This window comes from Paenibacillus sp. FSL R7-0652 (assembly GCF_038595045.1).
Taxonomy (GTDB): Bacteria; Bacillota; Bacilli; order Paenibacillales; family Paenibacillaceae; genus Paenibacillus.
In genome coordinates, this window is the sequence record NZ_CP152001.1 from 6358788 (window position 1) to 6385414 (window position 26627).

The 26627-nt window shown below is 48.5% G+C and carries 21 protein-coding genes; 10 read left to right on the forward strand and 11 right to left on the reverse strand.

Features of this window, described 5'->3' with window-relative positions:
* Nucleotides 1-149 precede the first annotated feature (149 nt).
* Nucleotides 150-569, reverse strand: a complete 420-nt coding sequence (locus MKY97_RS27720; RefSeq protein WP_342553350.1) for an SRPBCC domain-containing protein — start codon at nucleotides 567-569, stop codon at nucleotides 150-152.
* 195 nt (nucleotides 570-764) lie between these two features.
* Between MKY97_RS27720 and MKY97_RS27725 the strand changes: the two genes are divergently transcribed.
* Nucleotides 765-1532: a methyltransferase domain-containing protein gene (locus MKY97_RS27725; protein WP_342553351.1), complete on the forward strand. Its 768-nt coding sequence runs from the start codon at nucleotides 765-767 to the stop codon at nucleotides 1530-1532.
* A 273-nt stretch (nucleotides 1533-1805) separates the two neighbouring features.
* Here the strand turns inward: MKY97_RS27725 and MKY97_RS27730 are convergent, their stop codons facing one another.
* Nucleotides 1806-2840 carry an NADH:flavin oxidoreductase/NADH oxidase gene (locus MKY97_RS27730; protein ID WP_342553352.1) on the reverse strand — a complete coding sequence of 345 codons (1035 nt, stop codon included), beginning with the start codon at nucleotides 2838-2840 and terminating at the stop codon, nucleotides 1806-1808.
* 109 nt (nucleotides 2841-2949) lie between these two features.
* Nucleotides 2950-3147 carry a 2-hydroxymuconate tautomerase gene (locus MKY97_RS27735; protein WP_342553353.1) on the reverse strand — a complete coding sequence of 66 codons (198 nt, stop codon included), beginning with the start codon at nucleotides 3145-3147 and terminating at the stop codon, nucleotides 2950-2952.
* Between the two features lie 358 nt (nucleotides 3148-3505).
* Between MKY97_RS27735 and pepT the strand changes: the two genes are divergently transcribed.
* Complete coding sequence (gene pepT, locus MKY97_RS27740; protein WP_342553354.1) at nucleotides 3506-4744, forward strand: peptidase T; 1239 nt, start codon at nucleotides 3506-3508, stop codon at nucleotides 4742-4744.
* A gap of 130 nt (nucleotides 4745-4874) precedes the next feature.
* Here pepT and MKY97_RS27745 read toward each other — a convergent pair whose 3' ends face one another.
* Complete coding sequence (locus MKY97_RS27745) at nucleotides 4875-5567, reverse strand: cyclic nucleotide-binding domain-containing protein (protein WP_342553355.1); 693 nt, start codon at nucleotides 5565-5567, stop codon at nucleotides 4875-4877.
* Between the two features lie 291 nt (nucleotides 5568-5858).
* Between MKY97_RS27745 and MKY97_RS27750 the strand changes: the two genes are divergently transcribed.
* Entirely contained in the window at nucleotides 5859-6698 is an 840-nt protein-coding gene (locus MKY97_RS27750) for a methyl-accepting chemotaxis protein (RefSeq protein ID WP_342556474.1), read from the forward strand.
* 208 nt (nucleotides 6699-6906) lie between these two features.
* On the opposite strand, the gene MKY97_RS27755 is transcribed toward MKY97_RS27750, so the two are convergent.
* Complete coding sequence (locus tag MKY97_RS27755; protein ID WP_342553356.1) at nucleotides 6907-8343, reverse strand: alanine/glycine:cation symporter family protein; 1437 nt, start codon at nucleotides 8341-8343, stop codon at nucleotides 6907-6909.
* Between the two features lie 438 nt (nucleotides 8344-8781).
* Between MKY97_RS27755 and MKY97_RS27760 the strand changes: the two genes are divergently transcribed.
* On the forward strand, nucleotides 8782-9711 hold the full coding sequence (locus MKY97_RS27760; protein WP_342553357.1) for a response regulator: 930 nt from the start codon (nucleotides 8782-8784) through the stop codon (nucleotides 9709-9711).
* Nucleotides 9712-9886: 175 nt separating this feature from the next.
* Here the strand turns inward: MKY97_RS27760 and MKY97_RS27765 are convergent, their stop codons facing one another.
* Together MKY97_RS27765 and MKY97_RS27770 are read right to left on the reverse strand one after the other, a co-directional pair.
* Entirely contained in the window at nucleotides 9887-10063 is a 177-nt protein-coding gene (locus tag MKY97_RS27765) for an aspartyl-phosphate phosphatase Spo0E family protein (protein WP_342553358.1), read from the reverse strand.
* 423 nt (nucleotides 10064-10486) lie between these two features.
* Entirely contained in the window at nucleotides 10487-15724 is a 5238-nt protein-coding gene (locus tag MKY97_RS27770; RefSeq protein ID WP_342553359.1) for a fibronectin type III domain-containing protein, read from the reverse strand.
* Nucleotides 15725-16182: 458 nt separating this feature from the next.
* Here MKY97_RS27770 and MKY97_RS27775 point away from each other — a divergent pair, with 458 nt between their 5' ends.
* Together MKY97_RS27775 and MKY97_RS27780 are read left to right on the forward strand one after the other, a co-directional pair.
* Nucleotides 16183-16806, forward strand: coding sequence for an acetate uptake transporter (locus MKY97_RS27775; RefSeq protein WP_342553360.1), 624 nt, complete (start codon nucleotides 16183-16185; stop codon nucleotides 16804-16806).
* A 258-nt stretch (nucleotides 16807-17064) separates the two neighbouring features.
* Nucleotides 17065-17577 (forward strand): acyl-CoA thioesterase, encoded by a 513-nt coding sequence (locus MKY97_RS27780; protein WP_342556475.1) that lies wholly within the window; start codon nucleotides 17065-17067, stop codon nucleotides 17575-17577.
* A gap of 330 nt (nucleotides 17578-17907) precedes the next feature.
* Here the strand turns inward: MKY97_RS27780 and MKY97_RS27785 are convergent, their stop codons facing one another.
* Both MKY97_RS27785 and MKY97_RS27790 read right to left on the reverse strand, forming a co-directional pair.
* Nucleotides 17908-18984, reverse strand: coding sequence for an anthranilate phosphoribosyltransferase (locus tag MKY97_RS27785; RefSeq protein WP_342553361.1), 1077 nt, complete (start codon nucleotides 18982-18984; stop codon nucleotides 17908-17910).
* Between the two features lie 17 nt (nucleotides 18985-19001).
* Nucleotides 19002-19595: an ANTAR domain-containing protein gene (locus MKY97_RS27790; protein WP_342553362.1), complete on the reverse strand. Its 594-nt coding sequence runs from the start codon at nucleotides 19593-19595 to the stop codon at nucleotides 19002-19004.
* Between the two features lie 645 nt (nucleotides 19596-20240).
* Here MKY97_RS27790 and nirB point away from each other — a divergent pair.
* The 3 genes from nirB (at nucleotide 20241) to cobA (ending at nucleotide 24049) form a co-directional block, all read left to right on the forward strand.
* Nucleotides 20241-22682 (forward strand): nitrite reductase large subunit NirB, encoded by a 2442-nt coding sequence (gene nirB, locus MKY97_RS27795; RefSeq protein WP_342553363.1) that lies wholly within the window; start codon nucleotides 20241-20243, stop codon nucleotides 22680-22682.
* Nucleotides 22683-22698: 16 nt separating this feature from the next.
* Nucleotides 22699-23016, forward strand: a complete 318-nt coding sequence (gene nirD / locus MKY97_RS27800) for a nitrite reductase small subunit NirD (RefSeq protein WP_342553364.1) — start codon at nucleotides 22699-22701, stop codon at nucleotides 23014-23016.
* A gap of 157 nt (nucleotides 23017-23173) precedes the next feature.
* On the forward strand, nucleotides 23174-24049 hold the full coding sequence (gene cobA / locus MKY97_RS27805) for a uroporphyrinogen-III C-methyltransferase (RefSeq protein ID WP_342553365.1): 876 nt from the start codon (nucleotides 23174-23176) through the stop codon (nucleotides 24047-24049).
* A gap of 105 nt (nucleotides 24050-24154) precedes the next feature.
* On the opposite strand, the gene MKY97_RS27810 is transcribed toward cobA, so the two are convergent.
* Nucleotides 24155-24790 carry a TetR/AcrR family transcriptional regulator gene (locus MKY97_RS27810; RefSeq protein WP_342553366.1) on the reverse strand — a complete coding sequence of 212 codons (636 nt, stop codon included), beginning with the start codon at nucleotides 24788-24790 and terminating at the stop codon, nucleotides 24155-24157.
* Nucleotides 24791-24990: 200 nt separating this feature from the next.
* On the opposite strand from MKY97_RS27810, the gene MKY97_RS27815 reads away from it, so the two are divergent.
* Nucleotides 24991-25758 (forward strand): SDR family oxidoreductase, encoded by a 768-nt coding sequence (locus MKY97_RS27815; protein WP_342553367.1) that lies wholly within the window; start codon nucleotides 24991-24993, stop codon nucleotides 25756-25758.
* Nucleotides 25759-26257: 499 nt separating this feature from the next.
* Here the strand turns inward: MKY97_RS27815 and MKY97_RS27820 are convergent, their stop codons facing one another.
* Nucleotides 26258-26554 carry a hypothetical protein gene (locus MKY97_RS27820; protein ID WP_342553368.1) on the reverse strand — a complete coding sequence of 99 codons (297 nt, stop codon included), beginning with the start codon at nucleotides 26552-26554 and terminating at the stop codon, nucleotides 26258-26260.
* Between the last annotated feature and the right edge of the window lie 73 nt (nucleotides 26555-26627).

Sequence of the window (26627 nt, forward strand, 5' to 3'; positions counted from 1 at the left end):
AAAATGGGAGACGATGCAGTCATTACTATGGATCTGCTGCAGCAGAAAAAGCCCCGGAGCTGTCTCCGCCAGATAAAACTGGGGAGAAACCCGGGGTCAGTTGATTGTGCAGGAATCTATTTCCTGCGGTCTTTTTCAAAAGATCGTCTCTATTTAACGACTTGGGCAAGCTTCTGTACAAGACCAGACCAGCCTTGGGCCATACGTTCGCGAATTAATGCGTGCGCCTGTCCGAATTCAGTCAGTTTGTCGGCATCCCAGCCGCTGTGAACTAAGGTAAAATGGGTGCCCTCAGCTTGTTCAGCAAGCTTGAATGTTAATGTCCAGTCTTTACCCCAGCGAAAAGCCAGCTTCTCCTGCGGCCGCAGTTCGATCACTTGGCAGGGAGATTGTCCAAATGGTCCTGCCTCCAGTATAAATTCATGGCCTTCGACCGGCTCCAGATTACTGGGCATAAACCATGATTCCAGGCCTTCCGCTGTCGAGACTTTATTCCATACCTTTTCCACAGACGCCAATAGTACAAGCTCTTCCTGAATATCCGGCAATGCCGTTGATGATGATTCCATGTTACCGCCTCCTTGACACTATTTTTAAATTCAACCTATAATGGGTTCATCTTACATATAAGGTGTGTGATTCCTATGATAGTCTGCTCTGATAAATCCATTTCCAAACACCGCTGCCGGAAGGGATAGCACCGCTCAGCTTTACCTTCCACATTCCCGTTTCAAACATCTGACTATGTGGAGGAACAATATACGATGTCATTCAGTTACTACGGTCCCTTATGCACCAAGGTATACGATATAACCAAGCCTGTCGGGCATTCCTTGGGAGGCGATATTGAATTTTACGGCAATCTGCTGCAGCAGTGCAGTGGACGCATACTTGAAGCAATGTCAGGTTCAGGACGAATGCTCATTCCACTGCTCGAAGCAGGCCTGCAGGTGGACGGAATTGATTATTCCAAAGCGATGATTCAATCCTGCCTTGCCCGATGCGCCGAACGCGCACTGCCTACGCCTGAGCTGTTCGAGGCCGATCTTGAGACCTTACGTCTTCCCTATCATTATGAAGCCATAATTATTCCAGGCGGCTCGCTGATGCTTATTCAGGACCGCTGCGCTTCAATTAAGGCGCTTCAGAATTTATACGATCACCTGGAACCCGGGGGCAGGCTGATCTTTGATCTGTTTTTGCCAGACATTACCCAGCCCGCTGCAGTTGAAACTTCAACTGTCCGCTTACCCGATGGCGACACGATAACCATTGAAGTGAAAACGACCGAAATCAATCTGCTGCACCAATACAAAACCAGTCTGATTCGCTACGAACAGTGGCATCAGGGCAGTCTTGTCGGCACAGAGCTGCAGGAGCTCACACTGCGTTGGTACGGTGTGGAGGAGCTTCGTCTGATTTTGGAGAAGATCGGGTTCGCCAACATTGAGATCTATGCAGATTTCAAGCCTGGACAAGCTCCTACAAAGGCCAGCCAGAAGTTCGTATTCGAAGCAGCACGAAAAGTATAATTAAGCGAGTCTTATGCTTGCTATTGGCCAGCCGTACAGACTGAGATGCAGACTTGTATTTGAATCGCATCTCCTATACTGGTTCATCTAATTATATGCCTCAATTGACTTCAGATCTTTAAGTCAATCAATTGACATAAACGAAAGGGATCATTTATGAAATGATCCCTTCAACAAAAGTATCTGCTGCATTCCGATGCCCACTACTCCTTGAGGTCAAGCTCCCTTTACGTTTCAAAACACTTCATAATTTACAATTCACTCCACTCTGGCTTAGTATCCGCGGGAATACTGCGCAGCAATCGCTGCATGCTCCTTGCTCACACCCAGCTCAAGTGCTGCATGGTTAGCCCAGTATGGGTCCCGAAGCATGCCCCGACCTATTGCAACCAAATCGGCATCCCCATTGCCGATGACAGCCTGTGCCAGCGCCGCACCCTCCAGCATGCCTACAGCAATCACGGGTACGTTCAGTTCTTCGCGGAAACGACGGGCAAATGGAACCTGATACCCCGGATAGTTCCCCGGCTTATGCTGACCCGATGGTGCTTCACCGCCGGAGCTGATATGGAACATGTCCACGCCAGCCTCCTTATAGGCACGTCCAAGCCGAAGGGTATGATCGATATCATATCCGCCATCCGCATATTCCACAGCAGAGATTCGCATGATCAGCGGCATATCTGCAGGCATTTCTTTTTTCACCGCACGAATGACGTCTGCACCGAAACGAGACAGATCCTGACCATACACATCCTCGCGATGATTCATCAAGGGGGAATGGAATTGGTGGATCAAATATCCGTGTGCACCGTGAAGCTCGATCGCATCCACACCCGCCTGAACTGCACGACGCACGCCATCTGCAAACTTCTGTACCATGGCTTCCGCTTCTTCGGTGGTTAACGCACGCGGCTCCTTATAGGTTTCTCCGGGGAACGTTACCACGGATGGAGCAACCGGCTGCGGTGCATCTTCAGCTTTACGACCTGCATGTGCGATCTGGATGGCCACTTTGGAGCCGTATGCATGCATTCCGTCTACCAGCTTGGTGAAGGCCGGGATATGCTCATCGGACCAGATACCCAAATCATTGTCTGTAATCCGTCCATCCGGATCAACGTCTGTCATCTCAATAATAATGAGTCCTGTTCCGCCAACTGCACGGCTGACATAGTGAACCTGATGCCAATCATTCGGGATACCATCCTTGGCCGTAACTGAATATTGGCACATCGGTGCCATCACGACACGATTTTGCAGCTGCAGACTTTTGAATTCGTAAGGTGAAAATAATTGCTCTGTCATCGTTTCATACAACTCCTATTCTTGTTCTATATCAGCAGCATGGTCATCATGTTCGGTCACATGTAACTAAGGCTGTATCAAATTACTGTTAAGCTAACCATCTATCTATTCATCCATTTTCATCCAGATCCGAGAACATCTTGCCGTTTTTGCCGTAGTTATCTTTCTCCAGATCCTCTATGAAAATAAAAACCCTGCTCGCTTCCACACCCAGTGTCTCACAGGCAGCTTCGGTCATTCGCTCGATCAACTGACGTTTCTGCTCTTTTGTTTTGCCTTCCAGCATTTTCACCGTAATAAATGGCATGATCTGAACACATCCTTTCTTCATAGCTATTATGAACCTGAGGCTCTGAAATTCAAAGTACGCACTTTTTAGTGCCCTTCCATCGGCATCCTTCCTGACCGAAGTATATACCCACCAAATGCATCCCGTTCTCGAAATCAGTTCAAAACGTGATATGATGTTATTACAGATCCGGCGGAAGAAATATCCAGCAGATACGCTTCAGACTCAGGCAGCTTTATGATCCCGGGCGAAGTGCACACATTCATTCTGAAGGATCAGCATTCTGATCGAGATTGGAACGGACAGCAAAGCTGGACATGTACTGCCTGATACACCGCTTGTAACGTATATATTACCCACAAAGGAGCGATTACACTTGAAAGATATATTAATTCAAAGACTGAGTACTTACGTACAGATGGATACCCAATCCGATGAAAATAGTGCCACCTGCCCTTCCACTCCAGGACAACTGGAACTAGGCAAACTACTCGTAGAGGAGTGCACCTCCATTGGATTGCAGGAAGTGACGATGGATGAGAACGGTTATGTGATGGCGACGCTTCCTTCTAATACGGACAAGGATGTACCTGTCATTGGTTTTCTAGCTCACCTCGACACGGCCACCGACTTTACGGGTAAGAATGTGAAACCACAGGTGGTGGAGAACTACAACGGTGAAGATATCGTATTGAACCGGGAACTGGATGTTATTATGTCTACCAAAGACTTTCCGGAACTTCATGGGTACAATGGCCACACTCTGATTACCACGGACGGCACAACGCTGCTGGGTGCAGACAATAAAGCAGGCATTGCCGAGATTATGACCGCGATGGCTTATTTGATCGAACATCCAGAGGTGAAACATGGTAAGATTCGGGTTGCTTTTACTCCAGATGAAGAGATTGGCCGTGGGCCGCACAAATTCGATGTCGCCGCGTTTGGCGCTAAATATGCCTATACTGTAGATGGCGGACCGCTTGGTGAACTGGAGTATGAGAGTTTCAATGCAGCAGCAGCCAAAATTACAGTGCGGGGAACAAACGTGCATCCTGGTACGGCAAAAGGCAAGATGGTGAATTCGCTTAAAATCGCGATGGAGCTGAACGGACATTTACCTGTAGAGGAAGCGCCTGAATCTACAGATGGGTATGAAGGCTTCTACCACCTGCTTGCGATGGAGGGTGATGTGGAGTTGACGAAGATGCATTATATCATTCGTGATTTTGACCGGGAAAAGTTCGAAGCCCGCAAAACCAACCTCTTAAACATTGCGGACAAACTGAAGGCCAAGTATGGTGAGAAAAGTGTTTCCGTCGAGATGAACGACCAATATTACAACATGCGTGAGAAAATCGAGCCCGTCCGTCAAATCGTTGATATTGCCCATGAAGCCATGACACGACTGGATATTACCCCGGTGATTCGTCCGATTCGGGGAGGAACAGACGGGTCCCAGCTCTCTTACATGGGCATGCCGACACCAAACATCTTCACTGGCGGCGAGAATTATCATGGGAAATTTGAATATGTATCGGTAGATAATATGGTAAAAGCCACAAAGGTTATTGTAGAGATTGCACAGTTGTTCGAGCAGCAGGGAAACATCTGATTGATTGGGGTCTGTGCTTAAGCTTAAGTTAGCTAAAATAATGTACACATACACTTCAATGGCAAAGATTTGGATGAAAAGGCACCCTTCACGTTTTTGAAGGGTGCCTTTTGTTTAATCACAGCAGCACTTACTCGTATATACTGCCTCCCGCAATCTCTCGCAGCTCGTCTATGTTCTGAATGATGATCTTCCGTCTGACCTTGCGAATAATATCGCGTCTGCACAAATCCTGAATGATTCGATTGAGATGCCTGTAGCTGGCGCCCAGCAGATCGGCCAGCTCTGTCAGTTCAGAGGTATGAATCTCTTCCGAGGCCGCTGCATCCAACCCCGTAATGGATAATAAATAACTGGCGAACCTGCTTTCAACAGGGTACAGCATATTCAGACTGGACAGATTCGAGAACATGTACAGCTTGTGGGTCACCTGACCAAGCATAAAATAGAGAAATTTCGCATTCTCGGCATAGCCATTCTGAATCACACGGAAGCTGATAGCCAGCAGCAAGCTTTGATTCACAGACTGCACCGTATGGTTAGCTTCTTTGCCGTTGACCAGCTCCAGGTCACCGACAAGAGCGAGCGGTGTGCTGAATCGAAGGAGCAGCGGCTTGCCGTTTGGCAGCGTTGTGATAATTTTGAGCTTGCCCTGCACGAGAAAATACAAGCGCTCAGGGCGCTCCCCTTTTTCACATATCACCTCACCTTTGTCTGCCTCCAGCAGACGCAGTTCGGCAAGCATTGTCTCGTCCAGCACCTGATCCAATCCATGCTCCCTGGCAAACTGGCGCATAAGCTCAAAGTCCAACACTTCCTTCATTCGGGCACACCTCCAAAGTAAACTCAATTATGTACAAAATGGACACGTGTCCCATAATTCAAGCCGATTCATATTAACTTATAGACATAAAAAAAGTTACAATTAGAACTTATATCCATGAAACCGTTCTAGATGGGAAAAATATTGAAATGATTTTGAAAATAGTTCAATTTAATTGCAGGCAAACATTCAGGATACCTGACTTCTGTCCGATGAACAATAGAGGTTCTGCAAACTTTCCAAATTACTTACATTAAAATATTGAGAGGATGATTTTGTTCCATGAGTTCCATAAACGTTGTTGACGCACTGTTAAAAGTCATGCCTTATATTAGCTTGATCCTGCGGGAACCAGCCAGCCTGTCCGTTTATGATCACGAAAAGGTACTGGACGTTCTAGCAACTGATAAGTTCGACCTTGGATTTGAAAAAGGGATGAGGCTTCTTGACGCCTATCAAAACTTTGCTGTGCTGAAGAATGGAAGAGAAGCTACACTTTCTACGCTGCCCAAAGAAGTGTACGGCATTGAGCTGGACACGCTGAACATTCCTATTTTTGATGATCACCAAAACGTTGTAGCCGTATTCTGTGTATCTTATGACCAGTCCAATCAGAACCACCTGGAAGAAATTATAGAAGAGAACCAGAACATCAATGCCAACCTGGTCGATATGGTACAGCATGTAGCGGCTCATGCCGAGGAACTGCAGGCCACCAGTGAGCAGATTCTGCAGAACACACGGCTAGCCGTTCAGAACTCATCCCAAATCAACAAGGTTGCAGGGTTTATTCGTGAAATCTCGGAACAAACCAACCTGCTTGGCTTGAATGCCGCAATCGAGGCAGCCCGTGTAGGTGAAGCCGGTGCCGGATTTGGCGTTGTTGCTTCCGAAGTACGTAAACTTTCCGTTGACGCCAAGCAGGCAACGACCGATATTGATGCCAGCCTGAAAGATGTGCAGCAGGTGATCCAGCAGATGGAGGTTGAAGTGTCTCAGATTGCGGCTTCTTCACAGGAGCAGGCATCACTGGTTGCTTCCTTCACCGAAGTTATTGAGAAACTCAATGACACTGGCGCACGTATGAAATCTCTGTCCGAGCAGCTGATCAGCTACTCCGTACAAAGGTAATATCAGAAGGGGGTGCTGATACACGGTTCAGCACCTGCCGAACCGATCCTGATAACCCCCGCAGATAAGTGCAGAATGCAATAAACAGGACTCGGAATGCCATATCTGGTAGTCCAAGCCCTGTTTTTGTTTTGCACTTTTGTATTAAAAACGACAACAACATCTTTAGTTTTTCGGAAGCCCTCGAACTGACAAGTTGAACCCTGACTTATCCAGTCGCATCCATTTTCTCAGCACCAATTACCGCTTTTTCAGACTCCCAGCATTCGATCTCGCCCGGAATGTGAATGCGGTCACGGGTGAAGACAGGATCACGTCCTTCTGCCTTCTGCCGCTTGTAGTCTTTCAGCGCTTCAAAGGTGACTTTGGAGAGCATCAGAATGGCAATCAGGTTAACAACTACCATAAGTCCCATGAACAGATCCGCCAAATCCCAAACCAGCTGCACCTTCGCTACCGCACCAAATACCACCATGCTGATCACGGCAATCCGATAAATCCAAAGCCATACCTTATTCGACTTGATAAATTCAATATTGGTTTCCCCGTAGTAATAATTGCCGATCAACGTGCTGAAGGCAAACAGGAATACCATCACCGCCAGAAAACCCGAAGCCCATGAGCCGATGTGTACACTGAGCGCAGCCTGAGTCAGCTCGATTCCGCCCAGGTCGGAGCCTTGATACACCCCGGATAACAAAATAATCATTGCTGTACTTGTACAGATAACCAGCGTATCTGTCAGGACGCCAAATGCCTGAATAAGGCCTTGTTTGACCGGATGAGACGTATCTGCTGTCGCTGCAGCATTCGGCGCACTGCCCATCCCGGCTTCATTCGAGAACAACCCCCGCTTCACTCCGTTCATCAACGCGGCACCCAGTGTTCCGCCAGCCATCTGTTCGAAACCGAAGGCATTTTTCACAATTAACGCAATCATTGCCGGAAGTTCCGTAATGTTCGCCAGCACGATAAACGCAGCCACACCAATATACAGAACGGCAAGCACAACCACGATATACTCTGAAGCTTTCGCGATCCGTTTAACTCCGCCCATAATGATACCTGCAAAAACGACAGCCATAATAATACCTACCGTTAAACGATCCGTTCCAAACGAATTTTGGAATGCCACTGTAATGGTGTTTGACTGTACAGCGTTAAAGACCAAGCCGAACGAAAGGGTAATCAGAACAGCAAACAGGACGCCCATCCACCGTTTTCCAAGCCCTCGCTCCATATAATACGCCGGTCCCCCGCGGAAACCACCATTGTCTTGAACTTTGTAGATTTGAGCTAGTGTGCTCTCGACAAAACTGGATGCTGACCCGATAATAGCGATAATCCACATCCAGAACACAGCACCAGGTCCCCCCAAGGCTATAGCCAGTGCAATCCCTGTAATATTCCCTGTACCAACGCGTGCGGCCATACTGATACAGAATGCCTGAAACGGGGATATTTTGCCCGGCTCCTTGCTCTTTGGCTCTTTCAGTACTTTGACCATGTCACCAATCATACGGAACTGCATGAATCTTGTTTTGGTTGTGAAATAAACACCGCAAACGACCAGCAAAATAATTAACAGTTTGGACCAGAGAAAATCATTGAAAAAGACGACAACATCTTGTATTGTTTGCTCCATCGATACGCCCCTTATTATGATGTATTATAAAAAAGACCAAATGCATTCGTTCGTTATCCTGACTAACTTCCCATGTCTGATCGGGTGCTGTGCCGTGAATATAATCGATCATTTGCAACATTTCGCACAACAACAGGCTCAGATTGATGCATGTGACTTATACTACAATTACACCTACCGAAAACGACAAATACCTACATGATTACAGCACATTTTTTTCAAAAACGCGCCACTCTCATCCAGCCATTGTCATTTAACCTTACATGTAAGCTTCTATGCAGAAGGGTAAGCGGGCAGTATGATAAGGAAGGGTACCTCAAAAGCTTGATATAGACATTATGAAAATAAAACAGGATTGGCATGACGGAGCAAGCCGTCGTTACCATATAACATTCCATCTTGGGTTTACCATCAATAACTAGAAAGGATATGACGGATATGCGATATTTTATCGTGGATGATGATCCAGGCATGCGTTCCATGCTGATGGACATTATTGAAGATGAAGGGCTGGGGGAAATTGCCGGGGAAGCGGAGGATGGAGCACATATTTATGCTGAACTGCTGGAGCTGCATAAGGTGGACGTACTGCTGATTGATCTGCTGATGCCGCACCAGGATGGGATTCAGACGGTTCGTGCGCTGGAAGGAAAATTCAAAGGCAAGATTGTGATGATCTCCCAGATTGAGTCCAAAAATATGATTGGGGAAGCCTACTCTCTCGGTATTGAGTATTACATTACGAAACCGATCAATCGGCTTGAGATTCTATCCGTGCTGCGGCTGGTTGAGGAAAGGCTGCGCATGCAGCAGTCTATTGCTGATATCCAGCGTACACTGCAGGGACTGTCCATTTTGCAAACCGGTGAACGCAAGCAGACACAGGCTCCGGACAAAAGCATTGCTACAGCCGGCCATTTCCTGCTGTCCGAGATGGGCATGATCGGTGAGGCCGGCAGTCGGGACCTGCTCGACATGCTCGAATATTTGGAGCAGGTGGAGACAGAAGAGCATAAGCTATCGACGTACACCTTCCCATCGCTCAAAGACATCTTTCAAAATGTAGCCCAGCGTAAACTCGGGCACGACGCCTCGGCTGCGGATGTAACCAAGGAGGTAAAAGCATCCGAACAGCGGGTGCGAAGGGCTATTTTTCAGACATTAAGTCATGTGGTTTCTCTCGGATTGACCGATTATACCCATCCTAAGTTCGAAAATTACGCCTCCAAATTTTTTGACTTTACCGAGATTCGCAAAAAGATGCTGGAACTGCAGAACAATGTGGAGCCTTCTTTGTCCCAGACTCGCATCAATACAAAGAAATTCGTACAGGTGCTGTATCTGGAAGCCAAACGAATGCTTCATTGAACAAAAACAGGCATGAATGATCGGCCGTCAAGGTCCCCACGTGATGATGCAGGGTAAACCCTTTCGGCGATCTTCATGCCCTTTCTTGTTTTGTACGATTAGCTGCAAGCCAAAGTCATATAGGTTCATCTGATGATGCCTTGCTGTATATAGTTCCACTCCCGATTAATTCGCTTCACGTTCGCGTCTGACTTCGGGATATTCGATTATACTCATTAATTAATTCGTCCAGCGCCATCGACTGCCGAATGACTTCAGGATGCCCAAGCCTTCCCTTATTATGCTCTACTAATTTATGAAGGTTATGCCTGGCTTTTTCTATTTTAGTCTTCAATTCCAAACTCATAACCATGGCCCCTGATACCTCCTTAATTTGTGTTCCATTGTAGTGTTTCCTGTCAATCTATAGTTGGATTAACATATGGCATAGGAGACATGGATGTTTTGTATGCTTCTCCATATTTTGAAAGGGCTACTTCCATTCTAATAGAGATTGGGTGAAAATACCAGATGTAACGCCGCATTGTCACTTTAAGACGAATCCGTACGAAACCTCGCTCTCACTCCATATCGCTATAAAAAGGTTTGTGTCGTAATTGTGTATTTTATAAAAGTACACCCAAAAGCACCCCTCCAATCTCGAACACCTGACTGGTGTCCTTCTGAGAATGGGGAGGTGCTCTCTGTTTCCTCTTATTTTATGCTTGATGAGCATGACCCACATATCATGCTGACCGAATTTACACATTAGATGTTACAGATGGGATAATCGGTGTTATTTCATGACTTTCACCTGCATCTTCTCACTCACAGTCGTTCCACTTGCATTGATCCATTCCACAACATATTCATACTCTCCGATGGCACGATCCTTGATCTCCACCGTGACTGTCTGCGCATGCGGAGTGGATGCTGTTAGCGGCTGGCTGTCAATCTCTGTACCATTTTCGTACAAGCGATACGATGCTGCATTGGTGCCCCACCACATATTTATTGTGATCGTGTAGGTGCCGTCCCCATCCCAATTGTCATTGGACAGTTCAGGCTTCGCCGGTGCAGCATCACGCACGGTTACCGTCAGCGGCTGACATTCCGTCTTACCTTTGGCATTCGTCAGCTCACATGTATACACGTACGTCCCATTGGCCCGCCCTTGAATGGAAGTGGATGCCGTCTGAGCAGAGGGAGTAGATGCAGATAGCTTCTGCCTATCCAGCAGCTCTCCGTTCTCATACAGTTTATACTCTGTACCATTATTACCCCACCACATGTTCATCGTAATCGTATAATTCCCATCGCTAAGACCGTTCCCATGGCCGTTGTCGTCTGACAGCACGGGTGTTCCGGGTGCACCGGATACCTGATCACCAGCCGTTACAGTCACATCAACGGAGGCCTCACTAACCAGTCCTGCGCCGTTCACAGCACGAGCTGTGAATGTATGTTTGCCCGCCAGTCCGGTCAGTGCAATCTCGTCACCCTGCTGCACCGCCTCACCATCCCAGGTCAGCTCCAGACTCGTGATCCCTGATTCAGGGTCTTCGGCCTTCACCTTTACTTGAAGTACATCATTCTCACTCATCTTTTCGGCAGGCATGTCCGTGATGACTGGAGGAGTCGTATCCTCCGGCTCTTGTGGACCGCCAACGTAATGAATATTTGGTGCCTTCGGCTGTTCCATGTCTGCACCGAGATAAAAGCTGGTATGCGGCGGCTGGTTGTAGGCCACATTCTGCCAGGCCACACCAAGACGATAGACAGGATCATGCATCAACGTGCGAAGCCGCACATCGGTCTCATCAGTCGTGGTATAGATCCGCAGCTCAGAGCTGTCTTGACTGCGCCAAATGACTTCCTCACGCCAGTCGCCAAATAAATCGGCCTGCAGGCTTGGATTGGCTTTGGTGCCATTGTTGGAAGCCGCACCCGCTGCTGTCAGCAGGTTCACCGTAGTTTGGTTCTCGTAGTCCCACTTATCGATTCGAATACCGTCCTGCAGTTCGCGCAGCAGGTCGCCATCCCACCAGATCCCGAAGTTGGTCGAGGAAGGAATCTTGGTTGTGATCAGTTCTCCCTTGGCACTATATAGTCCGGTAATCGGAATATGCTGTTCGTTCGTAATTGTGGCAGCCCATACTTCAGCTCCCGGGTAGTTTGGATCGATATCAGCCGCCATGCCGCGCCCTGTATCTATACCTGTAAACACTCCCCACAGCACTTCACCTGTGGCTGCATCTCTCATCTCCATGCCGTATTTCGAGCTTCGATCCTCATGTACCCCGAATACCTCCATCCCCGGACGGGTTGGATCAAGATCGCTCAGATGCATGGCATCTCCATGTCCCAGTCTTGTGTTGTAGAGCGGCTTGCCGTCATCATCAATCGCCATCGCTCCGAATGTAATTTCATCTTTGCCATCGCCGTCTACATCACCTACGGACAGGTTGTGATTTCCCTGACCTGCATAGGCGCCGTAACCCTCATCGTTCGAGTCAAAACGCCACACCTGACTGATCCTGCCATCCCGGAAATTATAGGATGCAAGCACAGTACGTGTGTAGTATCCACGGCTGAACATCGCACTCGGATGCTCCCCGTCCAGATAGGCTACAGCTGCGAGGAAGCGGTCTACCCGGTTTCCGTACCCATCCCCCCATGCAGCGACATCTCCGCGCGGCGGATCATATTTCACGGTATCCAGTGCCGCCCCGGTTTCTCCATCAAATACGGTTAGAAATTCGTCACCCAGCAGTACATATCCGGAGCTGTTACGATGATCTGCACTCGCATCCCCGATCACCTTCCCTTGTCCATCAACGGTTCCATCTGCAGTCTTCATCATCAGCTCAGCTCGGCCATCTCCATCAAAATCATAGACCAGGAACGGTGAGTAATGTGCCCCTGCCCGGATATTCGGCCCCATATTAATTCGCCAGAGACGGGTTCCGTCCAGCTTGTAAGCATCCATGTATACGATGCCGGTAATTCCGGCCTGAGAATTATCCTTGCCGTTATTGGGCGACCACATCAGTACAATTTCGTACTCGCCGTCCCCGTCGACATCCCCGACACTGGCATCCCCTGCGTAATAGGAATACGGCTGCCCGTCTTTGGTATACGCATCGGCAGGTTTCTGCAGCGGCACAGACAGGTACTGCTCCTGCCATACACCGAACTCTTTCGCCGCCGGCTTCTCTACTCCATTTTCTACCGTCGTAACACGGTATTTCGAACTGTCCGTACCTTCAGCATCCGTATAGTTTGTACTGCCCGTCAGCGGCTCTTCGTTAAGCTTCACACCATCACGATACAGATTGAAAGCGATTGAATCCGCATCCAGGCCCAGCATGCGCCAGCCAATGTAGATGCCTCGCTCCGTTTCCACCGCAACCGGTGCACGATCCAAATATTCCATTGCCCGATTCAGCGTTACTGCTGCCGGAGTTTCAAGCACACTGGACAGTTCGGACACACCGCCTGCGTTCACTGATGCTACTTTATAGTAGTAAGAAACTGTGCTGAGAATGGTCGTATCCTTATACGCAGTCTCTTTGGTACGACCTATCATCTCATAAGCTCCATCCTGGTGTTTGGAGCGATAAATCTGATAAAAACGCGCACCCGCAGCTTCATCCCATGTAAAGGAAGCCTCATTTTTATGAACTTCTTGGAGCGTAAGCCCGGAAGGTACTTCTGCCTTCGTCACACTTGGATCGATCGTAGACACGTTCAGTGCATTGGATGCAAGAGATTCCGTTCCTGTTTGATCCACAGCCGTAACCGTGTACACATAATCCATGCCGAGTTCAATCTCGTTGTCCGTGTAGGTTGGGTCATCAACCGCTGCAAGCAACTCCGGTTTAACTGCTCCAGCTGGTTGCCGATAGACTCTATACTGTGAATCTCCAGTGGCTGCCTCCCACGACAATACTGCACGGATTGGATCGCTGTTCAGATCAAGCTCATCCAGTTGAAGCCCGGACGGTGCCATGAAGGTCGGGGTGATCTCCAGACCGTTCAGATGTGCGGTCTGTCCGCTGAACACCAGATTCATCTGACCATCCTGAACCTGGACATCGTTGATCACTTTTTCTGCGATATTCTGGGCACCGGAAGACACGGTCCCATAGTCCTTGCCCTCGATATTGATATTGGTTCGAGCAGAGCCGATCCAGTCCCCAATGTAGGCTTTAACCGAATAGCTGCCATTCGGTATATCTACCTTAAACTCATAATTCCCGCCAAAATAGATGACGAAATCACGACGCAGCGCATCCGTGGCGTTACCACGATCCCGATCCGCCATATTGGCCGAAGAAGTAAGGCCGTAACCACGCTCCGGCGTATATAAGGTATTCCGAGTCACTTCGTTATACCCTTCCGCGACTGGAGCGCCAACGGGGCCAAAATCGTATCGATATGCAGCCGACTTCGTTGTGAAACTCACCTCGTCCGAAGGCTCCGATTCGCCTCGACCATTCACGGCTGTGACACGCACCGTATAGGTTTCACCTTCGGTAAGGCCAGATAATGTCATGGTCGGAACCGCTGCTGTTCCGGCAAGCGTATACGCAGATTCTGGCTCGGAAGACAGCTTGCGATAGATTTTGTAAATATCTGCCGCATCATCTGCCGTCCACTTCAATACAGCACCAGCATTGCTGATACTGCCAGCTTTCAGACCGCTTGGTTTCACTGGAACTTCAGCAGGCACTTCAGCATCTTTCACGGCATCCGCCAGTGGAATATCGAGCTCGCGCACCGCACCCGCAACCATTCTAGCGATCTGAATGGCACCATACTCCTGAAAATGTGTATTATCGGCTGCTCCGTTAGGGAATGCCTGATAAATACCCGGTGCAACATGCAGGAACACCGACAGCGAAGCTTCCGGCCCAATCGAATCATAATATTCGATGCTCAGTCTGCTCAGATCGATCAGCAGCACATTGTTTTCGGATGCGACCTCTTTGGCTGCCTGCACATATTCAGGGAACGAAACATTGAATTTGCCTGTGCTTGCATTAAAATCCCTGCGTCCCATCGGTGTCACCAGAATCGGTGTGGCTCCCCGCTGCCGTACACCGTCTATGTAAGTTTTCAGATAGATTTTGTAATCGGCTGGCGACGCGTAACGGTCAGGGACACTGATTGTGGCATCATTATGTCCGAACTGCACAAACAGATAGTCTCCCGGTCGGATCACTCTCAGAATTTCATCCAATCGTCCTTGAAAAAGGAACGACTTGGAGCTGCGTCCACCAATCGAATGATTTTTGATCTCCACGCTGTCGTTAAAAAAGGAAGCCAGCATCTGCCCCCAGCCCGCTTGCGGCTCCCAGTACGAGTTGTAAGTCTGCATTGTAGAATCCCCTGCCAGATACAGGACAGGTTTGCTTCCGGGCTCGCGCTCGGCCTGCTTCGTAATGACCAGTGCGTTCAGGTTCGCTGCCGCACCGGAGAAAACGAGATTCATCTGCCCATCCACCAGCGCCATATCAAAGCTCATCTCCAAATACTCACCTGCAGCCTTGCTGTTCAGCTGCACCTTGTTCATGCTTTCGGCATCCATCGCAATCTCCGTAGCGCCACCAGCATCCCCGGCAATAAGCGAGACCGTATAATCCCCGTTCGGCAAATCCACGTTGAACTGCCCGCCGGCAGCAAACGTTACAAAATCAGATTTGATCGGATCACTGGTCCCCCGATCCTGCGCAGCAACTTTGGAAATATCCGCAAAGCCATATCCCCGTTCTGCGGTGTACACCGTGTCAGCATCCACACCGGTATAACCATCCGCAGCTGCACCTGAACCAAAATCATATCGATAAACAGCCGCACCCGAAGCAGAATAATCCCGTTCCGCTGCACTCACTGCTCCTGTACCAAAGAAAGAGCCCCATCCCAAACTGGACATCGTAAACACGGATATAAGCAAAATCAAGCCGAGCTGCCTCGTTTGTTTCGCAATCATCAACACCCATCCTTTCGCTTCTTCATCAATGGAATACATGCAAATTCCCCTGTTGAATCTCGGTTAAGTAAGCGCTTGCATATTACTGATTCGCAAACATTATTCCAAGATCCAACGCTGACCGTATCTTCGCTCCGTCCCGCCTTGAGACCCTCCCTTCCGGCCGCAGCTCATCCTGCTGCATACAGCAGGTGAATTCCGAACTGCAGATTTGATTTCCACTCGATACTAACGTTAATTCTCTGGGAATAACATGTAATTATCCGTCTTTTTTCACCACAAACCCGATATAATCGCGGCCCTGTTCAAGTCACCGTCACCTAAGCAGCTGTCTTTCCAGTGTTTCAGGTAATAAAATCCCTTTCCATAACCGGGGCATTCGGTTACAATAGGTCGATATGTGTGTCCGGGTCCGGCGGATACCCAACATGAAGTTCGAGGAGGGCCTACACAGGCTCATCATCCAGATATAATATTATTGGAGGCTTATCAACACCATGCAAACCGAGTCACAAACTAAAGTCAAAATCATAAACGCCGATCCCAGCGCGATGGGATTATTTGGGTTGGCGATAGTCACCCTGGTTGCTTCATCCCAAAAGCTTGGTATTACCGATGGACTTAGCTATGCTATTCCGTGGGCGATCTTTCTGGGTGCGTTTGCCCAGCTGTTCGCATGTATTCAGGATTCCAAACGCAACAATACATTTGGTACAACCGCATTTGGGGCATACGCCTTTTTCTGGTTTGCCATGGGTGCGAACTGGATGATTAAAATGGGCGTATTCGGCTCTACTCTCGCTGAACAAACCGATGGCAAACAGCTTGGATTTGCTTTTGCCGGATATCTGGTCTTCACCCTGTTCATGACAATTGGTGCTGTAGAAGCCAACAAAGTACTGCTCATCATTTTCATTCTGATTGATTTCCTGTTCCTTGGTCTGACCTTTGACGCTTTCGGCGTAGCACCGCATATCTTCCATACGATTGCTGCTTATGCTGAGATGGGAATCGGTATTGTGTCCCTGTACGGTACAGGTGCTTCCGTTCTGAATGCTCACTTCGGTTATACATTCCTGCCCATCGGCAAACCGTCCGGCATCTTCAGACCTAAGGCTTAATATACAGATGTATGATCCACTGCCTGCGCGCCGGTCCGCGCCTGGCAGTTTTTTTCATATTATGTTTTTTCATATCTTCGGACCTTCAAGCACAGCATTTGAATATGAATCTGACCGACACCTATACTAGATAGAATACCTTCGCATCTGGCAAAAGGCCTGATCAGTAGTACCGTATTAGAAGGATACGTCATCGCTGCCATATTACAAGGAGGAACGAGCATGAACGAGACAACAAAACCTACAGAGATAGAACAAGTGGAGAAAAAATATGTACGAGAAACGCGGTGCTTCAAAACGGCACGGGTTTTTCCGACAGATGTTAATAACCATAACACCCTGTTCGGCGGCAAACTGATGTCCTACATTGATGATATTGCTTCTATCGCTGCATCCAAACTGTGCCGGGTTAATACCGTTACAGCTTCAACGGACTCTGTCGATTTTCTATATCCGATTAATCCAACCGATTCGGTAACACTGGAATCATTCGCCACGTGGACAGGACGCAGTTCCATGGAAATTTTCGTGAAAGTGATTCGTGAGGATTTGCTGACAGGGGAGAAAAAAATTGCGGCAACGGCTTTTCTGACCTTCGTGGCCCTGGATGAGAACAATCGTAAACTGATCGTTCCCCGAATCATTCCGGAGACGGAAGAAGAGATGAAACTGTACGAGACTGCACCTGACCGGGCAGCCATGCGGAAACAACGGCGGGAAGAGAGCAAAAAATTCGCCGACTTCCTAACCGTGACTTACCCTTGGGAATAACAATAAAGAAGAATAACCAGGCTGTGTCTGAAGAAACTGCAGGAAGCCAATTATGCCGAATTTACGTTCCAAGCTAAGAAGTTGACTGCAAACACGTGCCGGGACACAGCATAGGAAAGTGACGCAGCAGGGGCAAAAAGGGGATAAAAGATGCAGTTCAGCCGATATTCAAGGCACATCCCGGAGAAATATACGTTGACCTGAAGTACACAGGACACGGAGCTGCCACCAAAGCAGCGGGCTGCACTGTGTCCTCTTCCTCCCTGCGGAGGGTTGATGCAAATCCAGAAAAAAAGTTGTCACGAGAGTTAATGCCTGTTAACAGCATGATTAACCAGATGATGCCGGATAGATGGATACTGCACTGCGATCCGGCAGCTCTCCACCCATGGAGACACACCACTGCTGATAAAGACGGTACGCTGCTCCACTCTCCAAATACCCCTTGCAAGTGTATATCCCCTGCTCTATGGAAGCGGCACGTCCCGCAGCGTATAAGCGAAATCCTGCGTTTAACAGCACCTGATTTACAAACGTAAGATGTCCATCTCCGCGCAGCACACTCTCCGCCACTTCAATCTGATTGGCAGCCGTCCAGTTCATATCGGGCACCGGCATATCCAGATCGTAGGTTGAAGGGTCCACCAGTTCAAGCCTCGTATCCCCATCCTCCACAGCATATACACGCGTAGGACGATCAATGTACAAATCTTCTGAACCTTCCATGCCCTGAACAACATATGCCCGCTTATATTCAAAACGCGTAAGCAGCTTTGCAATTCGGTCCAGAAACGTATTGTGAAACACGCCGAACACGAGATAGGAGGAGTGATTGTAATCCATCAACTTCTCTGCAGTATTCAGCACGGTTCGAAAACCCAGCTCCTCCCTCAAAGGGCGAAGCCTTCGCAGCGGCTCACACCATTCTTCCGAGGAAACATACATCACACCCGTGTGAAGGGCTGCACTTCGGGCATCCTCCCGGTTCATCTTTCGTGTATCTATCCCCGCCTCCCTAAGTACAACCGACAAAGTAACTCCCCACTTGGGCGGCAGAGGTTCACTGCCATGCAGCGTGACGGGCAATCCCGCCGCTGCCAGCACAAATGCCGCGGGATATGTAGCCATAAATGACCTGGTTCGTCCGTCATAAGGACCTGCACAATCCAAACCATCCTGAAATACGGCGAAACGCTCCGCACTATTCCGGCAGGCATGGACAAAAGCCTCCATCTCCTCAACGTTCTCCATCTTCATTCGCTCAGCCATGAGGAAGGCGGCCGTCTGGGCAGGAGAAACCTGCTGTTTCAATATATTTTCGGCAACGATCAGCGCTTCTGCATAGCTCAGGTCACGCGAGCCTCGTTTCCCACGTCCAACCTCTCTGAGGATCTGAGACATATCCATAGAGCATCCTCCTTCGATTATGACTGGAGCAGTTGATGAGCCTTCACAATCGCTGTAGCTACATCAACCATCCGTTTGCGTTCATCCATCGCTTTTTTACGTAACAAATCATACGCTTCCGCCTCTGAAATCTGCTTCAGATCACACAAAATAGCCTTCGCCATGTCAATCCATTTGCGATCCTCCAGTCTGGACTGCAGCTGCTTGCGCTCCTGCTCCCACTGCTTGCGTTCCATATAACGGCGTGCGGCAAAGTGCAGTGTCCAGTGGATTTCCGGCCCGGACATAGACGGTGTAACGATACCGTCGAACGAGGTCTCCACCTCACAGTCATGGGCAGAGGAGGATGCTGTATCCGGAGCGCACCACCAGAGGAGGGGAGTATCTGACTTTCCCTTTCCCAGGCAGTTCACCCATCGAGCCACGTCCGCAAGAGACAGATGCAGAATAGAGGCATCAACCTTACGGGCCAGCTTCATGACCTCATCCTCATTGTCCGAGACCTGTACGTGGTAGCCAACCGCTCCGAGCAGCTTCTCTGGTGTCAGAGGGATTGCTTCGGAAGAGCCGACTGTAATTGGCTGTACACGGATGACCAATATGGATCGCATGATGGATCAATCCCTCCTTATATTGATATACAGAACAGAACCCTCCATTTACTTTTAATACATTACCACATAAAAGCAACACAATGTCATATTACTTAACAAAAATTAAGAAATAAACATCTAAATTTCGAAATTCAGGCTGTTCTGAAGTATTCATGAGAAGATCATGTGGGCAGCTCGTTCATCGGTCTGATCATAAGGGATTAAAGCGGATTAAACAACGGAGTGAATTCGTTCTATCATGGCATGTTCCCTACATTGTATATCGTTATGGAGCATAAAACGGATTGTTTTCTTATTTTTTATATTCAAAAACAATAATTCCTCGTCGCCGATTCTGTATATTCTTAAACTCATGTAAACATAATTAACTTCAAATTTCAAATACTTTTTTATGTTAACTATATTGACATGAATAATTCATTCTTTTATAGTTAAGCCATAAGAACTCTATAACTAAGGGACCACTCACAGTTACAACGGCGTAGCTGGTTGAAACGGCAATGAAGCCTGTTTTGCAAATTCGGAGCAAAGGGATGCGTATGTGTACGCAGTCCTCCGAGGCATAACAGGCTTTTTCGATTTTTCAAGGCGAGACTGGGCTTTAAGCAGTATACAGAAATGGATCTGAGGGGGCTAACTACAATGAGTACAACGAAAAAACTGGTGCTGGTCGGCAATGGTATGGCGGGAATCCGTACCTTGGAGCATATTCTGAAGCTTGCTCCGCATGCCTATGAGATTACCGTCTTTGGCGCAGAGCCGCATCCAAACTACAACCGAATCATGCTGTCTTCCGTTCTGGCAGGTGGAACATCTATTGAGGATATTGTGATTAACGACTGGAGCTGGTATGAAGATAACGGTATTCATGTCTATCCAGGTGATCCTGTGGTGCACATCGACACAGTGCGCAGAGAAGTTGTATCTCAAAATGGCGTTCACGCATCCTACGACGAACTGATTATGGCAACAGGCTCGCAGGCATTCATTCTCCCTCTTCCAGGTGCAAACAAAGAAGGGGTCATTGGGTTCCGTGACATCCAAGACTGTGAAACGATGATGGCAGCATCCCAAAAGTATCGTAAGGCGGCTGTGATCGGCGGCGGACTGCTCGGCCTGGAAGCCGCTCGTGGACTGCTGAACCTGGGCATGGACGTGACTGTCATTCATATTAACGGACATCTGATGGACCGAAATCTCGATCTGCCCGCAGGATTAATGCTTCAGCGTGAGCTGGAGGAGCAGGGCATGAAGTTCCTTTTGAACAAACATACCGAAGAGATTACAGGCAAAGGCCGTGTTAAAGCACTTCGTTTCACCGACCAAACCGTGCTTGAGGCAGATTTGGTGGTGATGGCCGTCGGTATCCGTCCTCAGATTGAACTCGCTCGAAACAGCGGCCTCGACGTTAACCGCGGGGTCATCGTGGATGACTATATGCGTACCAGCATTCCGGGGATTTCGGCTGTCGGGGAATGTGCTGAACATCGCGGCATCGCTTATGGTCTCGTAGCTCCGCTATATGAACAAGGCATGGTTCTTGCCAAACGACTTGCGGGTGCAGCCACGGAAGGATACACAGGATCAGTCACTTCAACCAAGCTGAAGGTTTCGGGAGTCGATGTATTCTCTGCCGGGCAGTTCAAAGACTCGCCAGATACACGCAGCATTCGCATCCAGGATGATGTAGACGGTGTGTACAAGAAAATGGTGATCAAAGACGGTCAGCTCATCGGTGCCGTGTTGTTCGGTGATACGACCGATGGCGCATCCCTGTTCTCCTTGATTAAAAGCGGCGAAAATATCAGCGGTCGTGAAAAAGAAATTCTGCTCGGCATGCCTTCCGGTGGTTCCGGCTCCGGCCCGTCTGCAGCAGAACGCATGGCTGCCATGCCGGATGATGAGATTATCTGCGGTTGTAACGGTGTAACGAAAGCAGCTGTCGGCGATGCCGTTCTCAATAAAGGATGCAATACGGTCGGTGCTGTCAAATCCTGCACAAAAGCTTCAGCTTCTTGCGGCGGATGTAAACCAATCGTGGAGTCACTGCTGACGTATTATGCGGGAGATAACGTAGGCGAGCAGACCAAAGAAGGCATCTGCGGGTGTACTTCGTATGATCGGGATGAGATTGTAGCACAAATCAAGGAGATGGGCCTGAAAACGGTCAAAGAAGTCATGAATGTGCTCGGCTGGGATGAGCCAGAGGGCTGTTCCAAATGCCGCCCTTCCCTCAACTACTACCTTGGCATGATCTGGCCGACAGAGTATGAGGATGAGCGGGTGTCCAAATTCACCAATGAGCGTTATCACGCTAACATCCAGAAGGACGGTACCTACTCCGTTATTCCGCGCATCTATGGCGGTGTAACCTCTCCGGCAGAACTGATCAAGATCGCAACAGTTGCAGAGAAGTACGACGTGCCTATGGTGAAGTTTACAGGCGGTCAGCGGCTCGATCTGCTTGGCGTGCAGAAGGAGAACCTACCGAAGATTTGGGAAGAGCTCGACATGCCTTCTGGATTTGGTTATGGCAAAGCTTTACGCACAGTAAAAACATGTGTAGGTAATACGTTCTGTCGTTTCGGCACACAGGATTCGATTGAGATGGGCATTCGTCTGGAGAAGAAGCTTGACAAGATGGTGGCTCCAGCCAAAGTGAAACTGGCGGTCTCCGGATGCCCGCGGAACTGTGCGGAAGCAACCATTAAGGACCTGGGTGTCGTCGCGATTGATGGAGCATGGGAGCTCCATGTCGGCGGCAACGGAGGTGTTAAAGTTCGTGCAGCCGAGCTTTTATGCACGGTGAAGACGGACGCTGAAGTGGAAGAGTGGACGTATGCTTACCTGCAGTACTATAGAGAAAATGCGAGATGGAATGAGAGAACAGCGGCATGGATTGAACGGGTAGGTCTGGATCACGTGAAGCAGGCTCTGGCCGAACGGGATGTACGTCTCGCACTGGTTGAGCGTCTGGAAGTGACACTGGGTCACACGGTGGATCCTTGGAAAGAGATTATTGAAGATGAGAAATTGCGTAAAAACTTCACCCCACTGTCCGGTGCAGAACCGGTAGCTCACTAGAAGAGGAGGATCAGCGATGAGTAAATTACGAATTGGGCATCTGGCCGATATTGACGAAAAAGGGGCTCGAACCTTTCTGGTCGAGGATACCGAAATTGCAGTCTTCAAGCTGAGTGACGGCAGTCTGCATGCCGTGGAGAATCGCTGCCCACACAAAGGCGGCAAGCTATCGGAGGGCATGGTCTGCGGCACAGCCGTTCACTGCCCGCTGCATGACTGGAAGATCGATCTGCGGAGTGGCAGAGTGCATGAACCGGACGACGGGTGCCTGAACACATATAAAACCGAAGTGGATGGAACCAGTGGAGATATCTATATTACAATTGCAGGTTAGCAGAGCAATGGGGAGCAAAACAATACTATCGGATGTGGGTTTTGGATGAGGACCTCGGATGATAATCTTGGACGATGGTCTTGGATGCTGGCCTAAATCTTAATGGGTATTATTGGCTAACTCCAGATAGTCGACCTGACAGAAGGAGGGGCGCACGATGGATTTCGTTAAACCTGCAGAAGTACTGCAATCTATGGTTGACATTGGTGAGCACAAAACCAAAATGAATCGGACACAAACACTGACCAGTGGAGACACGGTCATGAGCCGGGGGATGGTAAGTATCATTGGTGCTGGCCCCGGAGACCCCGAACTGATTACAGTTAAAGCCCTGAAACGGATTCAGGCTGCTGATGTTATTATGTACGATCGACTTGTCACAGATGAATTACTTGCTGAGGTGCGGGTTAATGCCCTTCGCATTTACTGCGGCAAAGCTCCTGGTCTTCACTCCATGAGTCAGGAGATGATTGGACGTATGCTTGCGTCACATGCGGCGGAAGGCAAGCGAGTCGTTCGCCTCAAGGGCGGCGACCCGTTCATCTTCGGCCGCGGCGGGGAAGAGGCTCTGGTGCTTGCCGAGTCCGGTGCCCCCTATGAGATCATTCCAGGTATCACCTCGGCTGTAGGTGCGTCTGCTTCATCCCTGATTCCGCTTACGCATCGCGGGGTCGCTTCTTCTTTTGCCTGCGTGACTGGAACCGGCAGTGATGGATGTATATCTACTGTTCGCTGGGATCTGCTTGCACACAGCGTAGATACGCTTGTGATCTATATGGGAATCAGTCAGCTGCCGCTGATTCAGCAGGAATTATTTCGTCATGGCAAAGCCGGAAATACTCCAGCCGCATTGATTGAACGCGGAACGACAAGTGAAGAACGAATCGTTACAGGCACGCTTGCCGAGCTGCAGACACTAGCTGCCGTGCATCGCATCTGTAATCCAGCTCTAATTATAATTGGCGAGTCTGTGCTCATCCGGGAACAGCTTCTCCAGATGCAGCGCGCTGCAAGTGCTTCAATGACGGGTTAGGTTGAGCCGGGTTATGACGTTGGAACAAAGTGCGCTTCATACGCATTTACGCATCATGCATGAGATGTAGTGTATCTATACAATTGTTAATGAAGCACCAAAAATTCAATCAAACAGCATACGCTCATGCATCGTTCGACCCTTCTGCCCTGGTTCAATCAGCAGACGGGTCGGTTTGATGTTGATCAGAGCTGTCAGCTGTTCCCCCATATAGTGTGCGGAATATTTGAACCCGGACTCCGCCCAGTGCATAATAACGCCCACGGTTGCAGATACGAGATAACTTAACATAATGTCATAATCAATGACCTGCTCGCTATCTTCAATGACCAAAATGAAGTCTTGGGTAAGGTAATTACGGAATACATTATTGATTCTCAAGGCCATGTCCCCATGCATCGTCATCAAAGCCCGGAATTGATCCTGATGTGTCTCAATATATTCAAAAACAGGCATCGTTGAAGGCAGCAATCCCGTCATGTCCACCTCGGTAAGATTGGCATAAGGTCCAGCATATGCCTGTCCCAATCCCTGCAGAAAATCATCCAGCAGGAACTGCAGCAGCTCTGGTTTGCCGGGAAAATGTAAATAAAACGTTCCCCGATTATAATCTGCCCGTTCCGTAATATCACGGATGGTCAGGGCATCCGCTCCCTTTTCCAATATTAGGGACACCGCCGCAGCGATGATCGCATCCTGCGTTCTTCGTGCTCTCCGATCCTGAGGGTGTTCACTAATCAACACTTTCGCCTCCTTTGTCCATTATTGTAATCTAAATGAACAGCGCTTACATCTATGTTCAATAGCTGACATTTGCGCTGTCAATGATTATTGTCACATGTTTATGTATATCTTAACATTAAGACAGGAAGAAAAAACGACAGGTTTTCACCTTCTAGAGATTACCTGCCCACTATATATAATAAGGAGACGATTCAATCATGAGTACATCCTATACACAAACTGCCGTTATTACAGGTGCTGCCGGAGGTATTGGTAAGGAGCTTGCACGCCGCTTGGCTGAACGAAAAATCAATCTGGTCCTCGTTGACTTGAATGAAGAAGCGATTGCAAAAACGATTGCTGCATTGAACCTTGATCAAGAACATGTCATTGCAGTCAAAGCCAATGTATCCGATGAAGCTGATGTTAAAAATTACGTGCAAAAAGCGCTCGATGCGTTTGGGCGTATTGATTACTTTGCAAATAATGCCGGTATTGAAGGCCCAACCGGTCTGATTGAAGACCTGACTGTAGAAGCACTCGATACAGTATATAACGTCAACATTCGCGGGGTATTCCTCGGGCTGCAAAACGTCATTCCTGTCATGAAAAAACAAAAATCCGGTGCAATCCTGAATACCTCATCCCTTGCGGGTCTGATGGGTGCCCCGGCTGTATCTCCATATATTATGTCCAAACATGCCGTTGTTGGTCTCACACGTACCGCTGCCAATGAACTGGCACCGTTCAACATTCGGGTAAATGCTGTACTGCCAGGCACCATCAATACTCGTATGATGCGTCAGATCGAAGCCAACTCCGGCAACGTAGAAGACTACCAATCCGCTACGGTATCCGCCATTCCAATGGGCCGGTACGGTGAACCGGAAGAAGTCGCAGCCGTGATGAACTTCCTGCTATCCGAAGATGCATCTTACGTGACCGCGTCCCTCTACACTGTAGACGGCGGCATGATGGGTCAGTAATAGGATACTACCGACCGTGCCAGCATAAGGACAGGCATATAATAAAATTATAATGGTAAACAGCATATTAGTAACAGAAACATGCTTCTGTTACATGCATAAAGCTAAAAGACCTCAACAATATCGATAAGGAATTCCCTTATGTGAAGTTGAGGTCTTTTTTCTTATATGCAACAGCTGCACTCTCATCCGGAGCTGACTCAATACGCTAACGATCACCACGGGCCTTATTTCGGCCATTTCAGCACATTTCCTAATCTAACGATCACCAGGAACCTTATTTCAGTAAAAAACACCCTATTTTCATCAAAAATGACCCTCTACTCCGAAAATAACGTCTCTCCTGATCGTTAGGTTTAAAGAGATCCGAAAAACACCGAAATAGCGTCGCTGGTGATCGTTAGAATTTTGGTGCACGGTTAAAGACCTATTATTTCTAGTTTACTCCATCGTTCGTTACTTAATCCAAAACGTTCGTTGCCTAACCCCAAAACTTTACCTAATCCACATAACCTGCATGACCCTTGTCCATCAAGTAATCCATTTCAGCATCCAGAATGCTTTCTACCGTCAGTTCGTCAAGCTTCACGTCTTTGCGGCTCAAAATGTAATCGGCAAGATCGTCTCCGTCAATATCCACATCTTTACCTTTTGCATTCTCATGCGCCTTGTTGATGTAAGCCTGCTCATGCTTCAATACAAGTTCAATGTTTGCTTTACTTGCCCTGGTTTTGCCTGAGATATATTCCATCATTTCCTGCTCATTAACTGCATTGTTGTCTGCCACGTTAGTCATCTCCTTGGTTATCCATCTTGCTGTCATTGTAGCATAGGTTAACCCACAGCAGGCAGAACTTATGCCCAAGCCT